Origin of the sequence: Muricoccus radiodurans, assembly GCF_050154705.1 — a bacterium.
Classification (GTDB): Bacteria; Pseudomonadota; Alphaproteobacteria; order Acetobacterales; family Acetobacteraceae; genus Roseomonas; species Roseomonas radiodurans.
In genome coordinates this window covers 6,076,233-6,098,644 of the sequence record NZ_CP189561.1, presented here as the reverse complement: position 1 = coordinate 6,098,644, position 22,412 = coordinate 6,076,233, and the positions used below count along the sequence as shown (strand labels likewise).

At 72.8% G+C, this 22,412-nt stretch carries 21 protein-coding genes and 1 tRNA gene; 9 read left to right on the top strand and 13 right to left on the bottom strand.

Annotation, left to right across the window (positions count from 1 at the left end):
• Positions 1-33: 33 nt before the first annotated feature.
• Positions 34-1,974, bottom strand: coding sequence for an ABC transporter substrate-binding protein (locus ACP6CK_RS28390; protein WP_426956696.1), 1,941 nt, complete (start codon positions 1,972-1,974; stop codon positions 34-36).
• Positions 1,975-2,222: 248 nt separating this feature from the next.
• Between ACP6CK_RS28390 and ACP6CK_RS28385 the strand changes: the two genes are divergently transcribed.
• On the top strand, positions 2,223-3,416 hold the full coding sequence (locus ACP6CK_RS28385) for an amidohydrolase family protein (RefSeq protein WP_426956695.1): 1,194 nt from the start codon (positions 2,223-2,225) through the stop codon (positions 3,414-3,416).
• Positions 3,413-4,915, top strand: coding sequence for an amidohydrolase family protein (locus ACP6CK_RS28380; RefSeq protein ID WP_426956694.1), 1,503 nt, complete (start codon positions 3,413-3,415; stop codon positions 4,913-4,915). The genes ACP6CK_RS28385 and ACP6CK_RS28380 overlap by 4 nt, the downstream gene beginning before the upstream one ends.
• A gap of 1 nt (position 4,916) precedes the next feature.
• Here ACP6CK_RS28380 and ACP6CK_RS28375 read toward each other — a convergent pair whose 3' ends face one another.
• From ACP6CK_RS28375 to hemC, 6 genes are all read right to left on the bottom strand, one after another.
• Positions 4,917-5,267: a hypothetical protein gene (locus tag ACP6CK_RS28375; protein ID WP_426956693.1), complete on the bottom strand. Its 351-nt coding sequence runs from the start codon at positions 5,265-5,267 to the stop codon at positions 4,917-4,919.
• 88 nt (positions 5,268-5,355) lie between these two features.
• Positions 5,356-5,430, bottom strand: a tRNA-Thr gene (locus tag ACP6CK_RS28370).
• A gap of 69 nt (positions 5,431-5,499) precedes the next feature.
• The gene (locus tag ACP6CK_RS28365; RefSeq protein ID WP_426956692.1) at positions 5,500-6,789 is read right to left on the bottom strand and encodes a heme biosynthesis HemY N-terminal domain-containing protein; all 1,290 of its coding nucleotides are present in this window, start codon (positions 6,787-6,789) and stop codon (positions 5,500-5,502) included.
• Positions 6,789-8,609 carry a mitofilin family membrane protein gene (locus ACP6CK_RS28360; RefSeq protein ID WP_426956691.1) on the bottom strand — a complete coding sequence of 607 codons (1,821 nt, stop codon included), beginning with the start codon at positions 8,607-8,609 and terminating at the stop codon, positions 6,789-6,791. The genes ACP6CK_RS28365 and ACP6CK_RS28360 overlap by 1 nt, the downstream gene beginning before the upstream one ends.
• Complete coding sequence (locus tag ACP6CK_RS28355; RefSeq protein WP_426956690.1) at positions 8,606-9,349, bottom strand: uroporphyrinogen-III synthase; 744 nt, start codon at positions 9,347-9,349, stop codon at positions 8,606-8,608. The genes ACP6CK_RS28360 and ACP6CK_RS28355 overlap by 4 nt, the downstream gene beginning before the upstream one ends.
• Positions 9,342-10,343, bottom strand: a complete 1,002-nt coding sequence (gene hemC, locus ACP6CK_RS28350; RefSeq protein ID WP_426956689.1) for a hydroxymethylbilane synthase — start codon at positions 10,341-10,343, stop codon at positions 9,342-9,344. Before hemC ends, ACP6CK_RS28355 begins: the two co-directional genes overlap by 8 nt.
• Before the next feature lie 276 nt (positions 10,344-10,619).
• Here hemC and tsaD point away from each other — a divergent pair, with 276 nt between their 5' ends.
• From tsaD to ACP6CK_RS28330, 4 genes are all read left to right on the top strand, one after another.
• Positions 10,620-11,666, top strand: a complete 1,047-nt coding sequence (gene tsaD, locus ACP6CK_RS28345) for a tRNA (adenosine(37)-N6)-threonylcarbamoyltransferase complex transferase subunit TsaD (RefSeq protein ID WP_426956688.1) — start codon at positions 10,620-10,622, stop codon at positions 11,664-11,666.
• A gap of 256 nt (positions 11,667-11,922) precedes the next feature.
• Positions 11,923-12,480 carry a manganese efflux pump MntP family protein gene (locus ACP6CK_RS28340; RefSeq protein WP_426956687.1) on the top strand — a complete coding sequence of 186 codons (558 nt, stop codon included), beginning with the start codon at positions 11,923-11,925 and terminating at the stop codon, positions 12,478-12,480.
• Between the two features lie 152 nt (positions 12,481-12,632).
• Positions 12,633-13,457 (top strand): 23S rRNA (adenine(2030)-N(6))-methyltransferase RlmJ, encoded by an 825-nt coding sequence (locus ACP6CK_RS28335; protein WP_426956686.1) that lies wholly within the window; start codon positions 12,633-12,635, stop codon positions 13,455-13,457.
• A complete protein-coding gene (locus ACP6CK_RS28330) occupies positions 13,454-14,428 on the top strand; it encodes an NAD(P)H-dependent glycerol-3-phosphate dehydrogenase (protein ID WP_426956685.1) in 975 nt (324 codons plus the stop codon). The genes ACP6CK_RS28335 and ACP6CK_RS28330 overlap by 4 nt, the downstream gene beginning before the upstream one ends.
• A 58-nt stretch (positions 14,429-14,486) precedes the next feature.
• Here ACP6CK_RS28330 and ACP6CK_RS28325 read toward each other — a convergent pair whose 3' ends face one another.
• Both ACP6CK_RS28325 and ACP6CK_RS28320 read right to left on the bottom strand, forming a co-directional pair.
• A complete protein-coding gene (locus ACP6CK_RS28325; protein WP_426956684.1) occupies positions 14,487-15,308 on the bottom strand; it encodes an alpha/beta fold hydrolase in 822 nt (273 codons plus the stop codon).
• Between the two features lie 2 nt (positions 15,309-15,310).
• Entirely contained in the window at positions 15,311-16,264 is a 954-nt protein-coding gene (locus ACP6CK_RS28320; protein ID WP_426956683.1) for a tripartite tricarboxylate transporter substrate binding protein, read from the bottom strand.
• A 64-nt stretch (positions 16,265-16,328) separates the two neighbouring features.
• Between ACP6CK_RS28320 and ACP6CK_RS28315 the strand changes: the two genes are divergently transcribed.
• From ACP6CK_RS28315 to ACP6CK_RS28305, 3 genes are all read left to right on the top strand, one after another.
• Positions 16,329-17,084, top strand: coding sequence for a GntR family transcriptional regulator (locus ACP6CK_RS28315; protein WP_426959994.1), 756 nt, complete (start codon positions 16,329-16,331; stop codon positions 17,082-17,084).
• A 44-nt stretch (positions 17,085-17,128) separates the two neighbouring features.
• A complete protein-coding gene (locus ACP6CK_RS28310) occupies positions 17,129-17,971 on the top strand; it encodes an amidohydrolase family protein (RefSeq protein ID WP_426956682.1) in 843 nt (280 codons plus the stop codon).
• Between the two features lie 347 nt (positions 17,972-18,318).
• A complete protein-coding gene (locus ACP6CK_RS28305) occupies positions 18,319-19,506 on the top strand; it encodes an acyltransferase family protein (RefSeq protein WP_426956681.1) in 1,188 nt (395 codons plus the stop codon).
• 121 nt (positions 19,507-19,627) lie between these two features.
• Here the strand turns inward: ACP6CK_RS28305 and ACP6CK_RS28300 are convergent, their stop codons facing one another.
• From ACP6CK_RS28300 to ccmA, 4 genes are all read right to left on the bottom strand, one after another.
• Positions 19,628-20,539 carry a dienelactone hydrolase family protein gene (locus ACP6CK_RS28300; protein ID WP_426956680.1) on the bottom strand — a complete coding sequence of 304 codons (912 nt, stop codon included), beginning with the start codon at positions 20,537-20,539 and terminating at the stop codon, positions 19,628-19,630.
• A gap of 99 nt (positions 20,540-20,638) precedes the next feature.
• Positions 20,639-21,067 carry a hypothetical protein gene (locus ACP6CK_RS28295; protein WP_426956679.1) on the bottom strand — a complete coding sequence of 143 codons (429 nt, stop codon included), beginning with the start codon at positions 21,065-21,067 and terminating at the stop codon, positions 20,639-20,641.
• 30 nt (positions 21,068-21,097) lie between these two features.
• Positions 21,098-21,748, bottom strand: coding sequence for a heme exporter protein CcmB (gene ccmB, locus ACP6CK_RS28290; RefSeq protein WP_426956678.1), 651 nt, complete (start codon positions 21,746-21,748; stop codon positions 21,098-21,100).
• Positions 21,745-22,335 carry a heme ABC exporter ATP-binding protein CcmA gene (ccmA, locus tag ACP6CK_RS28285; RefSeq protein WP_426956677.1) on the bottom strand — a complete coding sequence of 197 codons (591 nt, stop codon included), beginning with the start codon at positions 22,333-22,335 and terminating at the stop codon, positions 21,745-21,747. Before ccmA ends, ccmB begins: the two co-directional genes overlap by 4 nt.
• Between the last annotated feature and the right edge of the window lie 77 nt (positions 22,336-22,412).

The window sequence follows — 22,412 nt, the reverse complement described above, 5'->3', positions numbered from 1 at the left end:
AAAGGGGCCGGGATCGCCCGGCCCCGCGTGCCATCAGGACTCGAAGAAATACTGCTGCGGCATGGACGGCCCCGGGTTGGGCCAGGACCAGGCTTGAGGCATCCCGTTCGGTACGTTCTTCAGCCGGTTGCTGGCGATGCCGAAGAGGTTCGGCGAGAGCGACACGCCGAAGATCTCGAAGGCGTCGGCGGCAAGGTCGCAGATCTGCCGCATGAGCGGCGCCTGCTCGGCCGGGCTGACCTTCGTCCGCGCCTCGTCGTAAAGGCGCATCCGCTGCCGCTGGTTCTCGGACGGCTCCTGCCCTTCCTTGCCGCCCGAGGCGTACCAGACCGCCCAGGGGACGGCCTGCCAGGAGCCCTGCGGGTGCATGGCCAGGTAGTCGCGGGCGTCCAGCATCGGGTCCAGCCCGCCCGGGCCGAGCCAAACGAGCGCATCATGGTCGTTCGCGTCGCCGCGCGTGTAGAACAGCGCGCGCTCCATCGTGTTCACGCGCATGTCGATGCCCACCGCGGCCCAGTGGCGCTTCACCAGTTCCAGCGCGTCCACGTGGTCCGGATTCAGTGCCGGGATCACGTTGACCGAGAATCCCGCCCGTTGCCCGTCCGGCCGCAGCCGAAAGTTCTGCGAATCCCGCCGGTTGTAGCCGAGCTGGTCGAAGATCTGGTTCGACTTCGCGCGATCGAGCTGCGTGTACTGCCGCGCCATCCGCTCATGGTACCAGGGATGCGTCGGGCGCGGCCCGTGCTGCCAGGGCTCGCCCTGGCCGAGATACACCGCCTCGATGATCTCCGCCCGGTCGATGGCGTGCGACAGCGCGATGCGGAAATCCTTGTTCCCCAACATCGCCCGCATCGCGGGGTCCTTGTGCAGGATGTTGGGGTAGATCGTCATCTGCTGGGAATTGGCGGACGTCGTGTCGAACACCCGGTAGTTCCCGCGCTGCGCGTTGCGCGCGAGGGTCGGCTTGTTCTGGAGCGAATCGAGGTGCCGTTCCTGCAGGTCCAGCCGGCCGCCGATCGCGTCGAGCATCAGGCTCTCCACGTCCTGCGCGATGCCGAAGGTGATGCCGTCGATGTAGGGAAGCTGGTTGCCCTGCGTGTCCACCTGCCAGAAATACGGGTTGCGCCGCATCACCACGCGCGTGGCCCCGCCGGTGTAGGGCTCCGTGACCACCCAGGGGTCGAGGGTCGGCTTGGCCGGATTGCTCCAGCGGCTGGGGATCTCGATGTCGCCGCAGCGGGCGCGGAAGAAGGACGGCCAGTCCGTGAAGCCCGCGGCGCGCGCCTTCGTCAGCACGTCGGGATCGCCCGCCGGCATGAACTGGCGGCAGTAGTGCCGCGGGAACAGGGTTGGGTGCTGCCCGAGCGGCGTGGCGAATTGCTGCAGCAGCAGCCCAAAGGGCGCGGCGAACTTGAAGCGCACCGCCGTATCGGAAACCTTGGTGACGTCCGGCGGCCGCCCATTCACCATGTAGATGCTGGGATAGCTGCGATAGAGGTCCGTGTTCCCGAGGCAATCCACCATCGAGAAGACGATGTCGTCCGCGGTGAAGGGCTGGCCGTCGCTCCACTTCATCCCGGGGCGCAGGTGGAAGGTGAACTCGGTCGCGTCGGGGCTGACATCCCAGCGCGTCGCGACGCCGGGCAGCACGTCGGTGAACTGCAGGTTCCAGCGCGTCAGGCCCTGGTTGCCCACCATGCGCAGGATGCCGTTGTGGTCGGCCGATCCGCGCAGCCCGCGCCGCAGCGTGCCGCCATAGCGCCCGACCCGCTCGACCGGCGTGACCACCAGCGGGTCCGACGGCAGGCGCTGCGCCAGTGCCGGCAACTGGTTCGCCGCCACCTGCCGCGCGAGGTCCGGGGCCTCCCGCGCCGCGCCCTGTGCCGCCGCCCCACGCGCGCCGAGCGAGAGCGCCGCCGCGCCCATCAGCGCCGCGCGCCGGCCAAAACCAAGGGTGCCCAGATCGTCCGTCATGCCACTCATCCCCCGATCGCGCGGTCCCGCCGTCCCCTTTCCGGGGATCACGCCGCGCGCTTGTTTCCGTCGGATGACGGGGAGTTCACCCCGTCCCCGATCGGCCTTGGTCGTCGCCGGCGATCATGGATGCGTGATCGCCGGACGGGAAGAGGTTTCGGCGGAGGCCCGATCGCCACCCCTCGGGCGGGGACGGAAGCGACGAATCATGCGAGCCTTCCCGGCCCTTTGCCTCGAGAGGACCTCCGATGGCCGCCTCCCTCATCGTCCGGAACGTCCGCCCCTGGGGCGGTCCGTTGCGAGACGTGATGATCCTGGACGGCAAGATTGCGCCGGACGGCGCGTCCCCTCCCGCCGGCACGCCGGAGGAGGACGGCGCCGGCCACATCCTCCTGCCCGGCCTCGTCGAGGCGCACACGCATCTCGACAAGACGATGCTCGGGATGCCCTGGTACCGGAACGAGGTCGGACCGCGGCTGATCGACAAGATCGACAATGAGCGGGCCACGAAGAAGGCGCTGGGCATCGACCCGCACCGGCAATCCATGCGCCAGGCCATCCGTTCGGTCGCGAAAGGCTCCACCCACATCCGCTCGCACGTCGACGTGGACACGGAGATCGGCCTGGAAGGGATCGAGGGCGTGATGCGCACGCGGGACGCGCTGCGTGATCACGTTTTCATCGAGATCGTCGCCTTCCCTCAGTCCGGCCTCCTCGCACGCCCCGGCACGCTGGAGTTGCTGGAGGAGGCGATGCGGATGGGATCGGAGGTGGTCGGCGGCCTCGACCCCTGCGGCATCGATTCCGACCCGAAGGGCCACCTCGACGCGGTCTTCGCGCTCTGCGGTCGCTTCGGCAAGCCGCTCGACATCCACCTGCACGAGACGGGTGAACTCGGCGCCTTCTCCACCCGTCTGATCCTGGAGCGCACCCGCGCGCTCGGCATGAGGGGCAACGTGACGATCAGCCACGCCTTCTGCCTCGGCCACCCCGATCCCGCGCTGATCGACCCGCTTCTGGACGAGATCGCGGCGCTCGACGTGCGGATCATGACGACCGGCGCACCCAGCCGCCCGGTGCCCGCGGTGGCCCCCCTCACCCGCCGCGGCATCACGGTCTGCGCCGGCAATGACGGGATCCGCGACACCTGGAGCCCCTACGGCAACGGCGACATGCTGGAGCGCGCCATGATCGTCGGCCTGCGCAACAATCTCCGTCGCGACGACGAGGTGGAACTCGCGCTGCGCGTCTGCACGGAGGGCGGCGCCCGCACCATGGACCTGCCGGCCTACGGGCTGGAGCCGGGCTGCGATGCCGATCTCGTGCTGGTGCGGGGCGAATCCGTGGCAGAGGCTGTCGTGGACCGCGCGCCCCGTCCACTCGTCGTGAAATCCGGCCGCGTCGTCGCGCGGGACGGCCGCGCGCTGGCCGAGGCGCCGTGACGCCCGCGCTTCCCTGGGGCCGGCTGGACGGCCCCACCCTGCTGACCGCGCGTTGGGTGCTCGGCCACGCGGACGGCCAGCACGTCCTTCTTCCGAACGGCGAAATCGTGTTCGAGAACGGTACGGTCACCTTCGCCGGACACGCGTACCCTGGCCCCGTGGCGCGCCGCGTGGACTACGGCGCCGCGCTGATCGCCCCGGGCTTCGTGGACCTGGACGCGCTCTCGGACCTCGACACGACCATCCTCGGGTTCGACAACGGCCCGGCCTGGAAGAAGGGCCGCGTCTGGCCGCGCTCCTACCTCCGCGCCGGCCCCTTCGAGATGTACTCGGAGGAGGAGCTGGCCTTCCAGAAGCGCTACGCCTTCGCGCATCTCCTGCGGAACGGCATCACCACGGCACTGCCCATCGCCTCGCTCTTCTACCGGGAATGGGCGGAGACGGTCGCGGAGTTCGAGGCCGCCGCCGAGGTTGCGGAGTCCCTCAACCTCCGCGCCTATCTCGGCCCCGCTTACCGCACGGGCGGCATGGTGGTGGAGGATGACGGCACTATTGGCACCGACTTCGATGAGGCGCGGGGCCTGCGCGGCCTGGACGAGGCGATCGCCTTCTGCCGCCGGAACGAGGGCCGCGCCAACGGCCTGATCCGCACCATGCTGTCTCCCGACCGCGTGGAGACCTGCACGCCCCAGCTCCTGCGCCGCAGCGCCGCTGCCGCGGCCGACCTCGACGTGCCCTGGCGCCAGCACGCGGTTCAGTCCGCCATGGAGGTGGGAACGGTCCGCCGCCTGCACGGGATGACGACGCCGGAGTGGCTGGACTCCCTCGGCGTGCTGTCGCCGCGGCTGATCGTGCCGCACGCCACCGCCGTCACCGGCACGCCACGCAACCCGCAGCCGGGACGGGACCTGGAAATCCTGCGGGATGGCGGCGTGTCCATCGCTCACTGCCCCCTCGTCTCGGCGCGCGGCGGAGGAGCGATCAGCAGCTTCCGGCGCTACCGGGAGATGGGGCTGAACATCGGCATGGGCACGGACACCTGGCCCGCCGACATGCTGCTGAACCTGCAGACCGGCCTCTTGCTCTGCCGCGTGGTGGAGAACGACGCGGCGGCCTGCCGCGCGGAGGACCTGTTCGACGCCGCGACGCTCGGTGGCGCGCGCGCGGTTGGCCGAGGCGACCTCGGTCGACTCTCGCCCGGCGCGCGGGCGGACATCGTGGTGTGGGACCTGTCGGCGCCACATCTCGGGCAGATCATCGACCCGATCCAGACGCTGATGATCGCGGGCCGCGGCACGGATGCGCGCACGGTGATCGTAGACGGCCGCGCCTCGATGCAGGACGGCGCGATCCCCGGCGTGGACTGGGATGCCTGGGGCGCGCGGGCGCAGGCGCAGTTCGACCGGATGGTCGCCCTTTACCCCCAGCGCACCTTCGGCCACCCGCCGGTCGAGGAGATCTTCTCCAGCGCCTATCCCGTACGCCGACCGCCGGCCTGAATCAGCCGGCGTTGCGGGTGCAGCGGTACTCGCCCGTCGCGAAGGGCGGGTTGTAGAAGACGCCGATATTGGTGTCGGTGCGCAGGTTCAGCGCGCGACCGTCGGACAAGGTGCCGCCCACCTTGTTCCAGCCGTGGGATGCCGTGCCGGCCAGCCGCTCGCTGCCGATGACAAGCGTCGCCTGGGCTCCGTCGATCTCCAGCCCGACCTGCGCCGCGTTGCCACCGCTCATCCGCGCGCACTGGAAAGATTCGCGGGCCGGGAAGAAAGCGCGCGGCGGATTGGCCACGATGAACAGCGCGATTGCCACCACCGGAACCAGGATGAGCAGAATGAGGAGGATGCGACGCATCCGGACTCATCGGCCGGATCGCCTGCTGGCGCAACCCACCGCAGACGGGGCCCGTCGGGCCGAATAAATGCTGGAAGTCAGGAAGAAATGGTGCCGACGGTGAGAATCGAACTCACGACCTATCGATTACGAATCGATTGCACTACCGCTGTGCTACGTCGGCGAACCGTGCGGAGAGCGGCCTTCTAGCCGCCTCCGCGTCCCTCGGCAACCGCTGGAATTGCGGGGGCGCTCAGCTGGCGGTCAGCGTGCCGCCCGCACTGGCCGGCGTGCCGGTCCAGTTGATGCGCCCGGCCGTGCCGCAATGCTCGCAGACCGGCGCCCAGGCGGCGTGGTCGGTGGCGCAGGCATAACAGCGCCAGCGCGGCTCAGGCGGCGCCTCGGCCGCGGCGCGGAGCCACTTCGCCTCCGCGGCGCGGCCCGCCGCGCTGTCGCCCAGCTCCACGGCCTCCATGTCGACCATCGCGAGATAGGCGCGGCGGTCGGCCCCGCCGGAAGCCAGCAGCGCCTCCAGCTCGGCCCGGGCCCGCCCCGTCAGGTTCGCGGCCAGGGCGGTGCGGGCGAGCACCAGGCGGCTCTCGGGATGGGTCCGGTTGGCATGGGTCAGTGCCTCCGCGGCCTTCACCCGAGCGAGGCTGTCCTTCTCCCCCGCCATGTAGGCCTCGGCGAGGTCGGGATGCGGCGCGGCGGCCCAGGCGGTCTGGAGCACGGTCTTCGCGCGGCGCGGGCTGCCCATGGCCTCCAGCCGGTGCGCCTGGGCCAGGGCGGCGGGCGCGAAGCCCGGATCGGCGGACAAGGCCTGCTTCTCCAGCTCGGCCGCCTTCTCGGCGTCCGGCTCCTGCGCGGCCGCCGCGAGCGCGAGAGAGGCGCGGGTGGTGCCGGTGACGGTCGGCGGCGAGAGGGCCAGCGCCTCCCGCCAGTCGCGGGTCCGCAGGGCCAGCGCCGCGCGCTCCTCCCGCACCCAGGTGGCGCCGGGCTGGGCCGCCTCGGCCTCCCGCGCCAAGCGCTGGGCCACGGGCCAGTCCTGCCGCTCCATCGCGTCCCTCAGCAAGCCGCGCAGGCCGAGGAACTTGCCGTCCTCCCGCGCCGCGAGGGCCTTGTAGGCCTCGTTGGCGGCGTCGTTGCGCCCGGCGGCGCGCTCGGCCTCGGCGGTCAGCAGAAGGGTCTGCGGTGTATCGCCCAGCAGCTTGCGAGCGCGACGGATCTCCAGCCGCGCCTGATCCGAGGTACCCGCAGCCAGTGCCACAAGGGCGCGCGTGACGGCGGCGTCGCCATCCCGCCGATGGCGCTCGGCCCGGCGGGCGCGGATTCGGGCCGGCCAGTTCCGCAGCGACCGCCAGCCGACCAGCAGCAGGTGGACCACCGCGAAGGCGATCACGAGCGCCAGCAGCGCGAGCCAGAGGGGCACCGCGACGAAGGTGCTCCCCACCGTCATCTCGATGGCGCCGCCCAGGTCGCGCAGGAAGAGCGCGAGCGCGACCCCCGCCGCGAGGAGGATCAGCAGCCCGATCGCGCGCGCCATCAGCCGGGGTTCCCGGAGCGGGAAGTCCCGGTGCCAGGGAGCCCGGTGCCAGGGAGCCCGGTGCCGAGGTCGCGGACGGCGTTGCGCGCCTCCACCAACTCGCGCGCCTGCCCGATCCAGCCAGCCATCGCGCGGCGGGAGGGTTCGGGCATCCGCTCCAGGCGCTCCACGGCCGCCGGCAGATCGCCCGCCTCGAGATAGCGGCGGGCACGCTCCAACTCGCCCGAGACGGGGTCGCCGACCACCACCTGCTCGCCGCGGCGCACGGTCACGAGGCCCTGCAGGCGGGCGAGCGCGGATTCGCCCACGCCCTGGGCCTGCGGCTCGGCCGCCGCGCGGGCGGCGCGGGCCGCCTCCTCGAAGGACAGGCGCAGCGCCGCCTCGGTCGGCGGGGGCGTCGTCCGGTAGCGGGCCAGGGCCGGCGGCGGCTCGGCGGATAGACCGGCCATGGCCGGACCGAGGGGCCGGCCGGCCTCCAGCGCGTTCTGGATGTTGCCGCGGGCGGCCAGGGCGCCGAGCCGGCGCTCCGCATCCTCGGCCTGGCGCAGGCGCTGCTCGAACTGCTGGACCCGCTCGGCCAGGGCGCGCTCCTGGGCGCCGATCCGCTCGCCCAGCGCGGCCTCCTGCGCCGCCATCCGCTGGTTGAGCTGTCCTTCCTGGCGGGAGAGGCGCTCGTCCAGGGCGCGGCCGGCCTCGTCAAGCCGACGGTTCACGGCCGACCCGGCGGCCTCCACGCGCTCGTTCAGCGTGGCGTCGAGCGCCTGGAGGCGCGGGGCGAAGGCCTGCTCGGCGGCGGTGACGCGGGCGGCCAGGGCCTGCTCCGCGCCGGTCAGCCGGTTGGCCAGCGTGCCCTCGGCCTGTGCGATGCGCGCCTCGGTGCGGCGCTCGCCCTCCGCGACCCGGCCCTCCAGCGCGGCGATCCGCTCGCCGGCGGCGCGGGCGGCCTCGGTGGCCCGGCCGTCGGCGGCGGACAGGCGCTCGTCCACCGCGCGGGCGGACTCGGCGATCCGGCCCTCCAGGGCATTGAAGCGCTCCGTGACGCTGCGGGCCGTCTCGGCAAGGCGACCGTCGAGGGCCGCGTCGCGCTCCTCGGCGCGGCGCAGGGCCTCGGCGATGCGCGCATCGACCGCGGTGGCGCGCTCCTCCCCCGCGGTGCGGAGGGCGGCGATGGCGGCGCGGGCGTCGGCGTCCTGCACCGGGCGGGCGGCCAGGTCACGCGCGGCAGCCTCGGCCGCATCGAGCCGGCGCTCGGCGGCGGCGGCCCGGTCGGCGAGGCCCTCGGCGGCGGGGCGCGCCTCCAGCGCGGCGAGGCGGCGGTCGAGCGTCGCGGTTCGATCGGCCTCGGCCTGGAGCGTGGCGCCCGGCGCGACAGGGCGCTCTCGCGGGCTGGCAACGAGGTAGATGACCGCCCCGGCCAGGACCACGAGCGCCGCGCCGATCGGCAGCAGCGCCGGCTCGAAGCGCCGGCCCATGACGGTGACGGGCGCGGCCGGGCGGGGCGGGACGGCCCCGGGGCGAACCGTGACGCGGGGCGCGGCGGCGGCGGACGCAGCGGGCCGGGCGCCCACGGGCGCCTCGGCCTCCGCGGCGGCGCTCGCGGCGGCAGCCGAAGTCGGGGGCGCCGGTTCCCGGGCCACCGCCGCGTCCGACGAGGCCGCGACCGCGGGCGCGGCGGCCGGCGTCGCCGCGGGCACGTCGCTGCCGGCCGGCGGCAGCGGGGCGGCCGCGTCCGGCGCGGCCGGGGGTGTCGCGGGTGGGGTCACGCTGTACGTCCGGTTCTTCGGCTTCGGACCGCCGGGGGGCTTCTGCGGGTCGCTCATGGGGGCGGAGAAGGTCCTCTCTCTGGCGGGGGCCCGAGCATGGTCAGCAAAGCGTCCTGGTCCGGCCGTGGGGAGGCATCTAGGGACCGCCAGGGCAGGTCCGCCAGTGCCCTGGCCACGCGGGCGCTCAACGCGACCGCGCGGATGCCGGTTGCTGCACCCGCGAGGCCGGCCCCCCGCAGCAAGGCGCAGGCCACGGAGGCGCTGCGGGGCGAAAGGAACAGCCCCGCCCGAACGGTGCCGGATGCGAGCGCGGCGCAGGCCTCCTCCGGTAGGGCGGCGGCCGGGGTGGCGGCGTAGGCGGTGCGGCGGATGACGCCGAAGCCGCGGGCCTGGACGGCGGCGGCGAGCGCCGTGCCGTAGCCGCGCCCGGCCGCGAGGAGCAGCGGGCCGTCCCGCGGGTCGAGCCGGGCCGCGGCTGTGGCGGCGAGGGATTCGGCATCGCCGTCGGCCGCGATGACCTGGGCGAAGCCGAGGTGGCGGGCGGTGGCCGCGGTGGCCTCGCCGACGGCCAGCAGCGGGCGGCCGAGGGGCCAGGCGGTGGCGAGCGCCGGCAGCGAGGCGGCGCTGGGGACGAGCGCCGCCTGGGCGGCCGGGGCGGGGCGCATGGGCAGCGGTGTCAGGACGAGGGCAGGCGCGAGGACCGGCCGCCAGCCAAGGGCGGCCACGCGCTCCGCCGTCGCGCCGGCGCCCGGCTCGGGACGGGTGATGAGGCAGCCGGGACGCGAATCCTCAGCCAAAGATGTCGGCCGGGCTGTCGTCGCGCAGGCTGTAGCCGAGAGACTCGCCCAGGCCGGCGGCGTCGGCGACGGGGCCGTGCAGGCTACGCTTGAGGAGGAAGGAACCGTCGGGACGGGCCACGAGGCCGGTCAGGTGGAGCTGGCCGTTCGGCAAAAGCTTTGCATGGCCGCCGATCGGGGTGCGGCAGGAGCCATCCAGCGCAGCGAGGAGGGCGCGCTCGGCGCGGGAGACAGCACGGGCCTCGCGATCCTCGATGCCGCCGAGGAGCTCGTGCAGTTCGGTGTCGCCCTCGCGGACGGTGACGCCGATGATGCCCTGGCCAGCGGCGGGGACCATCGCCTCGGGGTCGAGGACCACCATGCCCTCCGGCGAGAGGTCCATGCGGCGGAGGCCGGCGAGGGCGAGGAGGGTGGCGTCGAACTCGCCCTCGGACAGGCGACGGAGGCGGGTCTGCACGTTCCCGCGGATGACGCCGACCTGCAGATCCGGGCGGACATGCAGCACCTGCGCCTGCCGGCGAAGGCTGGCGGTGCCGAGCCGGGCGCCGGCCGGCAGGCTGCCGAGCGGGTCGGCGGGGTCCAGGGCCGCGAGGCCGGGACGGGGGACCAGCGCGTCGCGCGCATCCTCCCGCTTGAGGGTGCAGGCGAGGACGATGCCGGGGGGCATCTCCGTCTCCAGGTCCTTCAGGCTGTGGACGGCGAAGTCGATGCGGCCGTCCAGCAGGGCCTCGTGGATCTCTTTCGCGAAAAGGCCCTTGCCGCCGACATCGGCCAGGGGCCGGTCCTGGATGCGGTCGCCGGATGTCGCGATGACGTGTTCGTCGAAGGCGTTCGCATGGCGAAGGACGGGGCAGAAATGCGTGACGATCCGGAGGAAGCAGCGGGTCTGCCAGAGGGCGAGCGGCGAGCCGCGGGTCCCGACGCGCAGGGGAAGGGGACGCGCGTGCGGGCGCACCCGCGCGGGCGCGCCGCCGGCAGGGTGGGCGAGCGACATGGGCGGCGTCATAGAGCGGGATTTCCGAGGGGGGAAGGAGGGTGGTCCGGGGCCCGAGACCGCCGGTGGCGACAGGGCCGAGGCCGGCGGTGCTGGCGGCGGGTCTCCGCGGCAGCTCACCCTCCGCGATCCGCCGCGCGGTCCGAGGACGGAGGGGATGGTGGCCTGGCGTCCGCCGGCACGGCGCGCGATGGCAGGATCGGCTCCGCGCACGCGGCATGGGGGCCGGGCACGGCGCCGCTACCGGCCCGGCGCGGGATGGGCCAGAAGGCGGGCGTGACCCCTCCCCTTCTGAACGGCCCGGTGCTGGGCATCGAGAGCTCCTGCGACGAGACGGCCGCCGCCGTGCTGGCCCCGGATGGGCGCGTGCTGGCGGAGGCGGTGCTCAGCCAGACGGAGGAGCACGCGCGCTTCGGCGGGGTGGTGCCGGAGTTGGCGGCGCGGGCGCACCTGGTTCACCTCCCCGGGCTGGTCGTGCGGGTGATGGCGGAAGCCGGGGTGGCCCCGGCCGGGCTGGGCGGGGTGGCGGCGAGTTCGGGGCCGGGCCTGATCGGTGGACTGATCGTGGGAGCCGGGTTCGGCAAAGGGATGGCCCTCGCGCATGGCCTGCCCTTCGTGGCGGTGAACCACCTGGAGGCGCACGCGCTGACGCCGCGCCTTCCCGGCCTGGTCGGGGGCGGCGTGGCGTTCCCCTACCTGCTGCTGCTGCTATCGGGCGGGCACTGCCAGTGCGTGGCGGTGGAGGGGCTGGGGAGGTACCGGCGGCTCGGGACAACGCTGGACGACGCGGTGGGGGAGGCCTTCGACAAGGCGGCGAAGCTGCTCGGCCTGCCCTGGCCGGGGGGGCCGCATATGGAGCGGCTGGCGGCCCAGGGTGATGCGGGCCGGGTGGCGCTGCCACGGCCCCTGCTCGGGCGCGCGGGATGCGACTTCTCCTTCTCCGGGCTCAAGACGGCGTTGGCGCAGGCCGTGGGCAAGGCGGCCGATCCGGCTGACATCGCAGCGTCGTTCCAGGCCTCGGTCGCGGCGGTGGTGGCGGACCGGGCGCGGCACGCGCTCGCCATGATGCAGGAGGCGACGGCGCTCGTCGTCTCGGGCGGGGTGGCGGCGAACGGGGCCGTGCGGACGGCTCTGGCGGCCGTGGCGGCGGGCGCCGGGCTCCCGCTGGTCGCTCCGCCGGTGCGGCTCTGCACGGACAACGCGGTCATGGTGGCCTGGTGCGGGATCGAGCGCCTGCGGGAGGGGCTGGCCGATCCGCTGGACCACGCGCCGCGGCCGCGCTGGCCGCTGGACGAGATGCGGGGGACGGGCGTCGGATCTTAGCCTCGTCAGCATTCCTGAGCCTTTGCTTTATCACATTGATGTAAAAGGATAATTTGACGACCGATGCCGGCGCCGGTACGGAGCCTGCCATCGGGGAGTAGCCACCGCCGTCCAGGGCGGAACCGGGTCAACAGGCTCGCGCCGGCGGCGCGTGGCCCGGCGTGCCGCGATCGCGGCCCTGGCGAGACCGAGACGGCGCGGGGACCCTGGACCGGCCCGGCGCCGCCTCCCCGTCCCGTCCGATGAGAGTTTCGCCATGTCGCCCGTCGCGATCGCCGTGCTGGCCGTCAGCATGTCCGTGGATGCCTTCGCCGCCGCCCTGGGCCGGGGGGCCGTGGCGGAGCGCGCCCGCCTGGGCGATGCCATGCGGGCGGGGTTGGTCTTCGGGACCGTTGAGGCGATCACGCCGGTGATCGGCTGGGCCGCGGGCGTGGCGGCGGCCGGGCTGGTGGCGGCGGTGGACCACTGGATCGCCTTCGCGCTGCTCGGGCTGGTGGGCGGGCGGATGGTGCTGGAGGCGGTGCGCCGGCCGGAGGGCGCGGCGCCCGGCGGGCGGTCGGGCTGGATGCTGCTGGCGACGGCGGTGGGGACGAGCCTGGACGCGATGGCAGTCGGCGTGTCGCTGGCCTTCGTGAACGCCGACATCTGGGTCATCGCCGCGGCGATCGGGGCGGCGACCTTCCTGATGGCGACGGGCGGGGTGCTGGTCGGGCGGCTGCTGGGCGCACGGGTCGGGCGGATCGCGGAGGCGCTGGGCGGGGTGGCGCTGATGATCCTGGGGGGCGTCATCCTGGTCGAGCACCTGACGGCGTGATTCCGTCCTGCACGCGTCCTTCGGGCGGAGGCGGGATGGCTTGAGCGCCGGTCTCGGGCATGGGAGGAGAGGCGCGTGAACACGCCCTGCCCCGGCCTGCGAACCCCCGGTTGGGAGAGGGGCCGTCCGTTTGCCGGGCGGCCCACGGCGCCATGAACTACCGCCACGCCTTCCACGCCGGGAACTTCGCGGACTGCGTGAAGCACGCGCTGCTGCACGCGATCGTCGCGGCGATCGCGCGCAAGGCGACGCCGTTCCGGGTGCTCGATGCCCATGCGGGGATCGGGACTTACGATCTGCAGTCCGAGGCGGCGCGGCGCACCGGCGAGTGGCGCGAGGGGATCGGGCGGCTGGAGAGGGTCTCGGACGGGCCGTTGCTGCCGTGGCTCTCCCTGGTGCGCGGGTTTCCGCGCGGCACCTATCCCGGCAGTCCGGCGCTGGTGCGGGCGATGCTGCGGCCGGCGGATCACCTGGCTCTCTGTGAACTGCACCCGGAGGACCACGCGGCGCTGCGGGCCGCCTTCGCGGCGCACGCCCAAGTGTCGGTGCACCGGCGGGACGCCTATGAGGCACTGGCCGCCCTGACGCCCTTCCCCGAGCGGCGCGGGCTGGTGCTCATGGACCCCCCCTTCGAGGCCGAGGGCGAGTTCGATCGGCTGGTGGCCGGGATCGCGCTCGTCTCCCGGCGCTTCCGCGGCGCGGTCCAGGCGGTCTGGTACCCGATCAAGCACCGGGCGCCGGTGCGGGCCTTCCACGAGGCCGTGCGCGCCAGCGGGGTGCGCGGCGTGGTGGCACCGGCCCTCTGGCTGCGGGAGCCGACCGATCCGACGCGGCTGAACGGCTGCGGCCTGGCGGTGGTGAACCCGCCCTTCGGCTTCGAGGAGACCGCGCGCGAGATCCTGGCGGCCCTGCTGGCCGCGTTGTCCGACGGGGAGCCGGGGGCGGGCTTCGAGGTGGCGCGGGTGGTCGGGGAATGAGGGTCGCGGTGATCGGCGCGGGGGCCTGGGGATCGGCCCTGGCCATCCAGGCGGCGCGGGTGGTGCCGGACGTCGTGCTCTGGGCGCGCGACCCCGAACGCGCGGCGGCGATGCGGTCGGCCGGGGAGAACTCGCGGCACCTGCCGGGCGCTCCCTTCCCGCACGGCCTGCGCGTGACGGCGGAGGCGGAGGACGCCATCGCCGAGGCGGCGATCGTCATCCTAGCGGTGCCGACGCAGCACCTCGGCGCGGTGCTGTCGGCACTTCCGCCACTGCCGCCGGTGATCGTCGCCGCGAAGGGGGTGGAGGCGCGGTCGCTCCGCCTTCCGCTCGAGATCGTGGCGGCCGCGCGTCCCGGCCTGCCCCTCGCGGTGATCTCCGGCCCGAACTTCGCGCATGAGGTGGCGTCGGGGCTGCCCGCGGCGGCGGTGCTGGCGACCACCGACGAGGACCTGCGCGAGGCCGGCGTGGCGCGGCTCTCCTCCTCGGCGTTCCGGGTCTACGCGGGGGGCGATCCAGTCGGCGTGCAGGTGGGCGGGGCGGCCAAGAACGTCGCCGCCATCGCCGCCGGCGCGATCATGGGCGCCGGGCTCGGAGAGAATGCCCGGGCGGCGCTGGTGACCCGCGCCCTCGCGGAGATCGGGCGGCTCGCGGTCGCGCTGGGCGGGCGTGCCGAAACGGTCGCGGGGCTCTCGGGGCTGGGCGACCTGATGCTCACCTGCGCGGGGGCGGGAAGCCGGAACTTCTCCCTCGGCCACGCCATCGGGCGCGGGGAGAGCGCGCGCGAGGTCCTGGCAGGCCGGACCGGGGTGACGGAGGGGGTGGCAACGGCCCCGGCCCTCGTCGCCCGGGCGGCAGGCGTCGGGGTGGAGATGCCGGTCGCGGCCGCCGTGGCAGCGGTGCTAGATGGAAAGCTCAGCGTCGCGGGGGCGGTGGAGTTGTTGATGGCTCGGCCGCTGCGGGGGGAGTAGCGGCGCCGGGAGGCTCCGCCTCCCGGACGCCGCGATCCGTTGGGGGCCGCTTCTCGGATCAGGCGCTGCGGCCGGCGACCTCAAGAATGGCGGCGACGATCTCCGCAGGACGTTCGAGCGGGGAAAGGTGACGGGCGCCTTCGAGGATGCGGAACGTGGCGCCGGGGATGCGCGCCGCGACGGCCTCGGCCATGGCGGGCGGCGTGGCATAGTCCTGCTCGCCGACGAGGATGACGGCCGGGGCACGGATGGTGGCCGTGGCCGCCCGGTTGTCCATCGTGCCGAGCATGGCGCAGCTCGCGGCATAGGCGGCCACGTCGTTGGCGACGAAGACCGCCTCCTGCCGCGCCTGCACCTGAGGGTTCGAGGCCAGGAAGGCCGGACTGAGCCACCGGTCGCGCTGGAAGGGGATCAGGGCGGCCATGCCTTGCTGACGCGCCGTCTCCGCGCGCTGGGACCAGGCGGCCGGGGCGTCCGGGCCGTACCAGTCCGTCGTATCCATCGCGACGAGGCCGGCGGTCCGTCCCGGATGGCGCGCGGCGAAGGCGAGCGCGATCGAGCCGCCCATCGAACAGCCGGCGATGATCGCGCGGTCCCAGCCGGCCTCGTCCAGCACGGCGGCCACGTCGTCGGCCATCAGGTCGGTGGTGTAGGGGCCGGGCGGGCGGGCGGACGCGCCATGGCCGCGGGCATCGAGGGCCAGGAGCGTGAGACGGTCGTCGGCTTCCTCCGCCACGGCGTCCCAGAAGTGGCGGTCGAGGGCGAGGGAGTGGATCAGCGCGACACGCGGGGCGCCAGGGGCACCGGGGTGGAGGCTGTAGCCGATCCCGGTGCCGTCCGGGGCGATGGCGCGACGGGTCTCGTGCGGGCTGCCGGCCATGGTCAGTCGGCCGTCGCGCCGGAGATCGAGACCATCTCGGCCCAGCGGGGCGCGTCCCGCATCAGGAGTGCGCCGAGGGCAGCAGGGTCGCTGGCCGCGGGCTCGAAGCCCTGGGCGCGAAGGGTTTCGGCCGTATCGGGGCGGGTCAGGGCGGTGCGGACCGAATCGGCGATGCGCGCCCGGAGAGGCTCCGGGAGGCGCGCCGGACCGAGCAGGCCGTACCAGGTGTCCACAGCAACCTCGGGAACGGTGTCGGCGATCGCCGGGGCTTCCGGCAGAAGGGAGAACCGGGTCGCCGAAGAGACGCCGAGCGCTACGGCCTTGTTGTCCCGGATGAAGGGAAGGCAGGCCGGGATGCCGGTGAAGACGGCGTCGATCTGGCCGCCCAGCAGGTCTGCCAGCGCGGGAGCGCCGCCCCGGTAGGGAACGTGCGTCAGGCGCGCGTTGCTCTTGCTGCGCAGGAGTTCCCCGGCGAGGTGGCCGGGGGTGCCGTTGCCCGCGGTGCCGTAGGTCACGTCACGCGTTCGAGCCCTGGCGAGCAGGGCGGCGAGGGTGTCCACGCCCCGGCCAGGGGCGGAGACGAGGACCTGCGGGCTCTCGGCGATTCGGGCAACGGGCGCAAAGTCCCGCAGCGCATCCCAGGGACGCGTCCGGGAGAGGGCCTGGTTGATGAGAAGGCCGTCGCCCCAGAGGAGCAGAGTGGTGCCGTCCGGCGCGGCTTTGGAAACCGAATCGGCGCCGATATTGCCGCCGGCCCCCGGGCGGTTCTCGACGATGACGGGCTGGCCCCAGGCGTCTTGGAGCGGGCGGGAGAGGAGGCGTGCGATCACGTCGTAACTGCCGCCCGGCGGGAACGGGACGACGAGGCGCACCGGACGATCGGGAAAGGTCTGGGCGATGGTGGCCGATGCCGCCGCGATGACCGGGAGGGAGAGCAGGATCGAGCGGCGGTTCATGGCATCCTCGTGGGTCCTTTAAAGAACTATTGCACCAGATGCCGTCTGGAGGCAAGCTGGCGTGATGGGCCTCCCCTCCCACCACGCCGCGGAAGCTGCGCCGGATCTCCGCTTGCCGCTGCACGCGCGGTTGCGGGACGCACTGGCCGCGCGGATCGCAAGCCAGGAATGGCCGGCGGACAGCCGCATCCCGGCGGAGGCGCTGCTGGCGGCCGAGTATGGCGTGGCGCCGAATACGCTGCGCCGGGCGCTGGGGCAGCTGGTCCAGGAGGGCTTGCTGGAGCGAAGGCAGGGGCGCGGGACCTTCGTTCGCCGGCCGGCCTTCCAGGCGCCGCTCTTCCGGTTCTTCAACTTCGAGGATCAGGCGGGGTCGGGACGGATCATCCCGGAAAGCCGGATCGTCGGCTCCGCATTGACGACGCTGCCGGACGATGCGGCGCGGGCGCTGCGCCTGCCGGCGGGCCACGCCGCGCTGCGGCTGGACCGGCTGCGCTTCTGGGGCGGGGAGCCGGTGGTGATGGAGGAGATCTTCCTTCCCCTCCCACGCTTCGCCGCGCTGCGCGACCGGCCGATCGAGAGCTTCGAGACGCTGCTCTATCCGCTCTACGAGCGGGAGTTCGGGCTGGTCGTCGGCGGCGTGGAGGATGCGCTGCGCGTGGGGCTGGCGGATGCGCGTCGCGCGGAATGGCTCGGCGTGGCGGAGGGGAGCGCGGTCGCGATCATCGACCGGCTGTCACTCACCGTGGATGGGGCGCCGATCGAGTGGCGGCGCGCCTGGGGGCGGGGCGACCGCTTCTCCTATCGGATCAGCCTGCGCTGAGCGCGGCGATGATGAACCACCCTGGAGGAAACGGGATGAACGGGATGAGCATGACGCGCCGCGGCGTGGTGGCGGCGCTGGGCACCGTTGCAGCGGGCGCGGCACGGGCGCAAGCGCCGGCCGGGCGCGTCTTCGACTGCCATCTGCACATCATCGATCCGCGCTATCCGCTGGTGGAGAACCAGGGCTACCTGCCGCCGCCGTTGACCTGGCCGGAGTACGAGACGCAGGCGCGGCCTCTGGGTATCACGGGCGGCGCGGTGGTCTCCGGGTCCTTCCACGGCTTCGACCAGAGCTATCTGCGCGCCGTGCTCGGGGCATTGGGGCCGGAATGGGTCGGCGTGACGCAGGTCCCGAACGACATCCCGGACGAGGCAATGGCGGACCTCGCCCGGGCACGGGTGCGCGCGCTGCGCTTCAACGTCTTCCGCGGGCGGATCGACAGCGTGGACGACATCGTCGCGACGGCCACGCGGGCGCATGCCGCGGCAGGCTGGCATCCGGAGATCTACGCCGATGCGGCGGCGCTGGCGCCGCATGCGGACAAGCTGGCGAAGCTCCCCTCCCCCATCGTGATTGATCATCTGGGCATGACGGAGCGCGGACTGCCGGTCGTGCTGGACCTCGTCGCGGCCGGGGCAAAGGTGAAGGCGACGGGGTTCGGGCGCGTGGACATGAACGTGCCCCGCGTGCTGGAGGCGATCGCGGCGCGCGATCCCTCGGCGCTGATGTTCGGGACGGATATTCCGTCCACCCGGGCGCGGCGGCCCTTCGAGGTGGCGGACCTGGAACTGGTGCGTCGCGTGCTGGGGGCAGAGTTGGCCGAGCGCGTGCTCTGGCGGAACGGCGCAGAGAAGTACCGCATCGGGCAGGCGGGGCGCGCCTAGACGAGCAAGCCGGACGATTCAGCCTTGGTCCGAGGGGGACTGCGCTGCCCCTCGGATGCCCTCACGCCTGTGCCCTGACGACGACCACGGCGACACTCGTAACGGTGATCGAGCGTTTTCCTGTACGGTGAGCAAGAGAACTCCCGAGCGGCCAGATGGCTTAATGCCAATCTGAACTTCGGGCCGCGTACCGTTGATCGACAAACACGGCTAGAAATGGTGAGATACAGATGTGGATTACCTTATACGCAAATCCACCCGCAACTTTGAGTTGAGAAGTTTTTACTGTTTGACATCCAAGTCGTTTCAAGGGTGGTATTTTTGTGTGTGAGAGATGGATTGGACTGATGACTGAGGCTGCAGATCACCATCGCCACAGCAGTGGCCTGGCAGCGCTTCGTGGCTTGGCAGCATTGGTCGTGGTCCTGTGTCACTGCCTGACGGCCGTGAATGTGGCGCCAGAACATGCGTCGGCACTGCGTGTCGCCCTCGCCGCCTTGAATGGCTCTGCCTGCGTGACGTTGTTCTTCGTGCTGAGCGGTGCGGTCCTCGCCATCTCCTTCGAACGCGATGTCAGGAAAAACCCGAGGCAGATCTTCGGGTACTGGATCCGGCGCGGATTTCGATTGTACCCGCTGCTGTGGCTCGCTGCCCTTATGGCGGCGATCTTTCAGCTCGCGATCGGGGCCGGCCAGCACCTGGCCTTTGTTTCCGAGTGGGCACACAGCCAGTATCAAGTCGCGCCGGACGCTCTTCCTTTCGAGTGGGCGAAGAATGCGCTGGCCGTCACGAGTAGCCTCAACAGCCCAGCCTGGTCGATCAAGGTCGAGATTATCGGGTCCCTTCTCTTTCCGCTCTTGTTTGCCATAAGCCAGCATCGAAAAGCCGCGCCGGTGACCGTGGTCGCACTCGTCATCGCGATGTTCAGCCTCTCGAATCCCCGGTTGACGGCCTACATGAATGTCTTCACGTGCAGCTTTCTCGTCGGCGCCCTGATCACCCGCTGGGGTGGGTCCTTCGGCACCTGGTTCTGGACACGCTCGAGGCCGCCTCGGGTGCTCTTCACCGGGCTTTCGGTGTTCGTGTTCCTGACCGGTAGAACACTCCTCGGCGATCCGTCATTTGTCCCGCCGCTTGCCGTGCTCCTTGAGATGACCTCCGCGGCATTCATCGTCTGCATCGTCTTGCATGGGCCGCCAATCCGCTGGTTCGAGTGGAAGTCGATCCGATTTCTCGGAGAGATTTCGTACAGCGTTTACCTTCTCCATATGATCATTATCTTCGTGCTTCTCCACACTCTGGGATCGACATCCCTGGCACCCACCCATAACTGGTCGGTGGTGGAGATCGGTGAATTCATGTTCGTGGTTTTACTGTTCACCGTTCCGGTCGCGTGGATCACCTTCCTCGGTGTCGAGCAGCCGATGCAGCTGCTTGGACGATGGCTGGATCAGCGCATTACAGGCGGCATTCGGGGCGGAACCCGTCCCTTGTCCTCCGGGATGCGCGCTGCCCAACCTTTCAGATTGCCTTGAGAGCAGGGCTGCAGGCCGTCGCCTGCGCCAGCCCTCCGCATTCGGAGGAGGCCACGCGCGAACGAAGGAGGCTGGGGATGAGGATGCGATCCTCTTCCCGGCCCTCAACACAAGGGCCCGATCAGGCCAGGTGCCGCCGGAAATGCACGACGGTGCGGTCCCAGGCGAGCCTGGCCGATGCCTCGTGGTACCGGGGCGTGGAGTTGTTGTGGAAGCCGTGCTGGGTGCCCGGGTAGATGTGCGCCTCGTAGGCCGTGCCGGCAGACTTCAGCGCGGCCTCATAGGCCGGCCACATCGCGTTGATGCGCTCGTCGTGCTCGGCGTAGTGGATCAGCAGCGGCGCCTCGATCGCGGGCACCTCGGCGGTCGGCGGCGCGGCACCGTAGAACGGCGCGGCGGCGGAGAGCTGCGGTCCGAGCGCGACGGCGAGCGCGTTGGTCGTGCTGCCGCCCCAGCAGAAGCCGGTGATGCCGAGCTTCCCGGACGAGAGCGGCAGGCCCTTCACGTAACGCGCGCCGTTCAGAATGTCGGTACGCAGCCTGCCCTGGTCCAGGCGGGCCTGGAGCTCGCGGCCGTCATCGTCGTTGCCGGGGTAGCCGCCGACGGGAAAGAGGCCGTCCGGGGCGAGAGCGAGGAAGCCCGCCACGGCGAAGCGGCGGGCGACGTCCTCGATGTAGGGATTGAGGCCACGGTTCTCGTGGATGACGAGGACGGCGGGAAAGGGTCCGGTGCCGACGGGCTGGACAAGGTAGCCGCGCATCGTGCCGGAAGTGCCGCCGGGCGAGGGATAGGTGACGTAGCGCGCCTTGATGCGCTCATCCGTGAACGAGACCGTCTGGGCCGCGGCGTATCGGGGCAGCAGGGCCTGGGCCATGGCCAGGCCGCCCGCAGTCACGGCCGCGGCCTGGGCAAGGAAGCTGCGGCGGTCGAGGCGGCCGTGGCAGTATTCGTCGTAGAGATCGAAGACGCGCTGGTCGATCTCGATCTGGGTCAGGGGCGGCGGGGCGGCCGAGCGCTTCCCGGTGGCGGACATCGGGCGTTCCTTCCTCTGGCGCCGTCCTCGAACGGACGGCGCGGGCGAACCTAGGACGCGGCGGGCCGCGAAGGCAGGGCGGAACGGGCGCAGGGGCCGTCAAGCGGCCGGCGGCGGGGCCTCTCCGCCGAAGAGGGGGAGCGGCTCCCCCTCCCCCGCCTTGCGGCGCCGGGGCTGGTCGGCGGCGCGGCGGCGGAGCAGCTCGTCCAGCAACCGGTCCATCGTCATCCAGAGCGGCTCGTTGCCCTGGCGCTCGGACATGACGAGGCGGTGGGCGGCGAGGGTCACGTTCAGCGTGCCGCGCGTGGTCTCCGGCCGGGGCATCCGCATCTGGACGAGGGCCTTCTCCACCTCCTCCACCGGGGCGGAGAGGGCTTCCGCGATGAAGGCGGGCTCGTGGCCCGCGCGGCGGAGCCTCCGTGCCTCCTCGACGGCCCGGGGCGGCAGCGCGATCTCCGGGCGCAGCGCCTTCGTCTTGCGCGACATCTCGCCCGAGCCGGAGCCGGGCGGCTTTCCCTTGAACGGCATGGTGCGGCAACGCTCCGGGGGCGCGGTTGTTCAGCCCTCCCGCAGCGAAGCACCGGCGGCGAGCGGGGCCAAGGGGAGAGACGCGGCCAGCAGCGCCGCGAGCAGAAGAAGGAAGGGTCGCGGCGAGAGGTCGGCGGCGGCGGCCTCGATGGCGCCGGCCGTGAAGATGACGACGGGCACGGCGAGCGGCAGGACGAGGAGGGGGAGCAGCGCGCCGCCGCGGCGGGCCCCGAGGGTGAGCGCGGCGCCGAGCGTGCCGAGGAGGGAGAGGATCGCGGAGGCCAGCGCGAGGGCAAGAAGGGCCACGGGCCAGGCAGAGGTGGGAAGGTTCAGCAGAGCCGCGGCGATCGGGGTGGCCAGGAGCAGCGGCGGGCCGGTGAGCAGCCAGTGGGCGACGGCCTTGGCGGCCGTGAGGGCGGCGGGGGAGACGCCCGAGAGGCGGAGCAGGTCGAGGGATCCGTCCTCAGCCTCGCCGGTGAAGAGCCGGTCGAGCGGAAGAAGGGCCGCGAGCAGGGCGGTGGTCACGAGGGCCCCGGGGGCGAGGCGCGCGAGGGCCTCCGGTGCCGGGCCGATGCCGAAGGGAAAGAGGGCGCAGGTGATGACGAAGAAGAGCACGGCCGAGAGGGCGTCGGCGGGGTGGCGAAGGGCAAGGCGGAGGTCCCGCAGGATGATCGCCGTCACAGGCTGACGGTCCTCGCGTCCGGGAGGGGCAGTGGGAGATGGGTGGCAGCGAGGATGAGGCCGCCGCGGGCGCGGTGGGCGGCCAGTGCGGCGCCGAGCCGGTCCACCGAGGCGGAGTCGAGACCGAGGGTCGGCTCGTCCAGCAGCCAGAGCGGGGCGCCGCCGAGGGTCAGCCGCGCGAGGGCGAGACGGCGGCGCTGGCCGGCCGAGAGGGTCCGGCAGGGAAGGTCCGCCAGCGGGAGCAGGCCCATGCCATCCAGCGCAGCCGCGGGGTCGCCGCCGTGCAGCCGGGACCAGAAGGCGAGGTCCTCCCGCGGGGTCAGGGCCGGCTTGATCGCGTCCTGATGCCCCAGCCAGCGCGTGCGGCGGGCGTGGCCGGCGGGGTCGTCCGCGATCCCCTCCCCATCCCAGGCCACGGCGCCGGCGGCAGGGCGGAGCAGCCCGGCGAGAATCCGGAGGAGGGTGGATTTGCCGGCCCCGTTCGGGCCGGTCAGCAGCAGCGCCTCCCCGGCCCCGGCGGCCAGGGTCAGGCCCGCGAAGACCACCCGCCCGCCGCGCCGGGCGGCCAGATCCCGCCCTTCCAGCAACCCTGAACCCCCGGCCTTCCCCTGGACCCGTAACCCCCGGCATGCTTGAAGCCGCCTGTATTTTCAAGCTCGCGCCC

Excerpts from the sequence above, each read along its gene's own strand:
- ACP6CK_RS28385 (WP_426956695.1), top strand. The coding sequence starts at position 2,223 with ATGGCCGCCTCCCTCATCGTCCGGAACGTCCGCCCCTGGGGCGGTCCG.
- ACP6CK_RS28360 (WP_426956691.1), bottom strand. The coding sequence starts at position 8,609 with ATGAGCGACCCGCAGAAGCCCCCCGGCGGTCCGAAGCCGAAGAACCGG.
- ACP6CK_RS28390 (WP_426956696.1), bottom strand. The coding sequence starts at position 1,974 with ATGACGGACGATCTGGGCACCCTTGGTTTTGGCCGGCGCGCGGCGCTG.
- ACP6CK_RS28365 (WP_426956692.1), bottom strand. The coding sequence starts at position 6,789 with ATGGCGCGCGCGATCGGGCTGCTGATCCTCCTCGCGGCGGGGGTCGCG.
- ACP6CK_RS28315 (WP_426959994.1), top strand. The coding sequence starts at position 16,329 with ATGGGCCTCCCCTCCCACCACGCCGCGGAAGCTGCGCCGGATCTCCGC.
- ACP6CK_RS28335 (WP_426956686.1), top strand. The coding sequence starts at position 12,633 with ATGAACTACCGCCACGCCTTCCACGCCGGGAACTTCGCGGACTGCGTG.
- ACP6CK_RS28330 (WP_426956685.1), top strand. The coding sequence starts at position 13,454 with ATGAGGGTCGCGGTGATCGGCGCGGGGGCCTGGGGATCGGCCCTGGCC.
- hemC (WP_426956689.1), bottom strand. The coding sequence starts at position 10,343 with ATGTCGCTCGCCCACCCTGCCGGCGGCGCGCCCGCGCGGGTGCGCCCG.
- ACP6CK_RS28340 (WP_426956687.1), top strand. The coding sequence starts at position 11,923 with ATGTCGCCCGTCGCGATCGCCGTGCTGGCCGTCAGCATGTCCGTGGAT.
- ACP6CK_RS28300 (WP_426956680.1), bottom strand. The coding sequence starts at position 20,539 with ATGTCCGCCACCGGGAAGCGCTCGGCCGCCCCGCCGCCCCTGACCCAG.
- ACP6CK_RS28305 (WP_426956681.1), top strand. The coding sequence starts at position 18,319 with ATGACTGAGGCTGCAGATCACCATCGCCACAGCAGTGGCCTGGCAGCG.
- ACP6CK_RS28320 (WP_426956683.1), bottom strand. The coding sequence starts at position 16,264 with ATGAACCGCCGCTCGATCCTGCTCTCCCTCCCGGTCATCGCGGCGGCA.
- ACP6CK_RS28310 (WP_426956682.1), top strand. The coding sequence starts at position 17,129 with ATGAGCATGACGCGCCGCGGCGTGGTGGCGGCGCTGGGCACCGTTGCA.
- ACP6CK_RS28295 (WP_426956679.1), bottom strand. The coding sequence starts at position 21,067 with ATGCCGTTCAAGGGAAAGCCGCCCGGCTCCGGCTCGGGCGAGATGTCG.
- ACP6CK_RS28325 (WP_426956684.1), bottom strand. The coding sequence starts at position 15,308 with ATGGCCGGCAGCCCGCACGAGACCCGTCGCGCCATCGCCCCGGACGGC.
- ACP6CK_RS28375 (WP_426956693.1), bottom strand. The coding sequence starts at position 5,267 with ATGCGTCGCATCCTCCTCATTCTGCTCATCCTGGTTCCGGTGGTGGCA.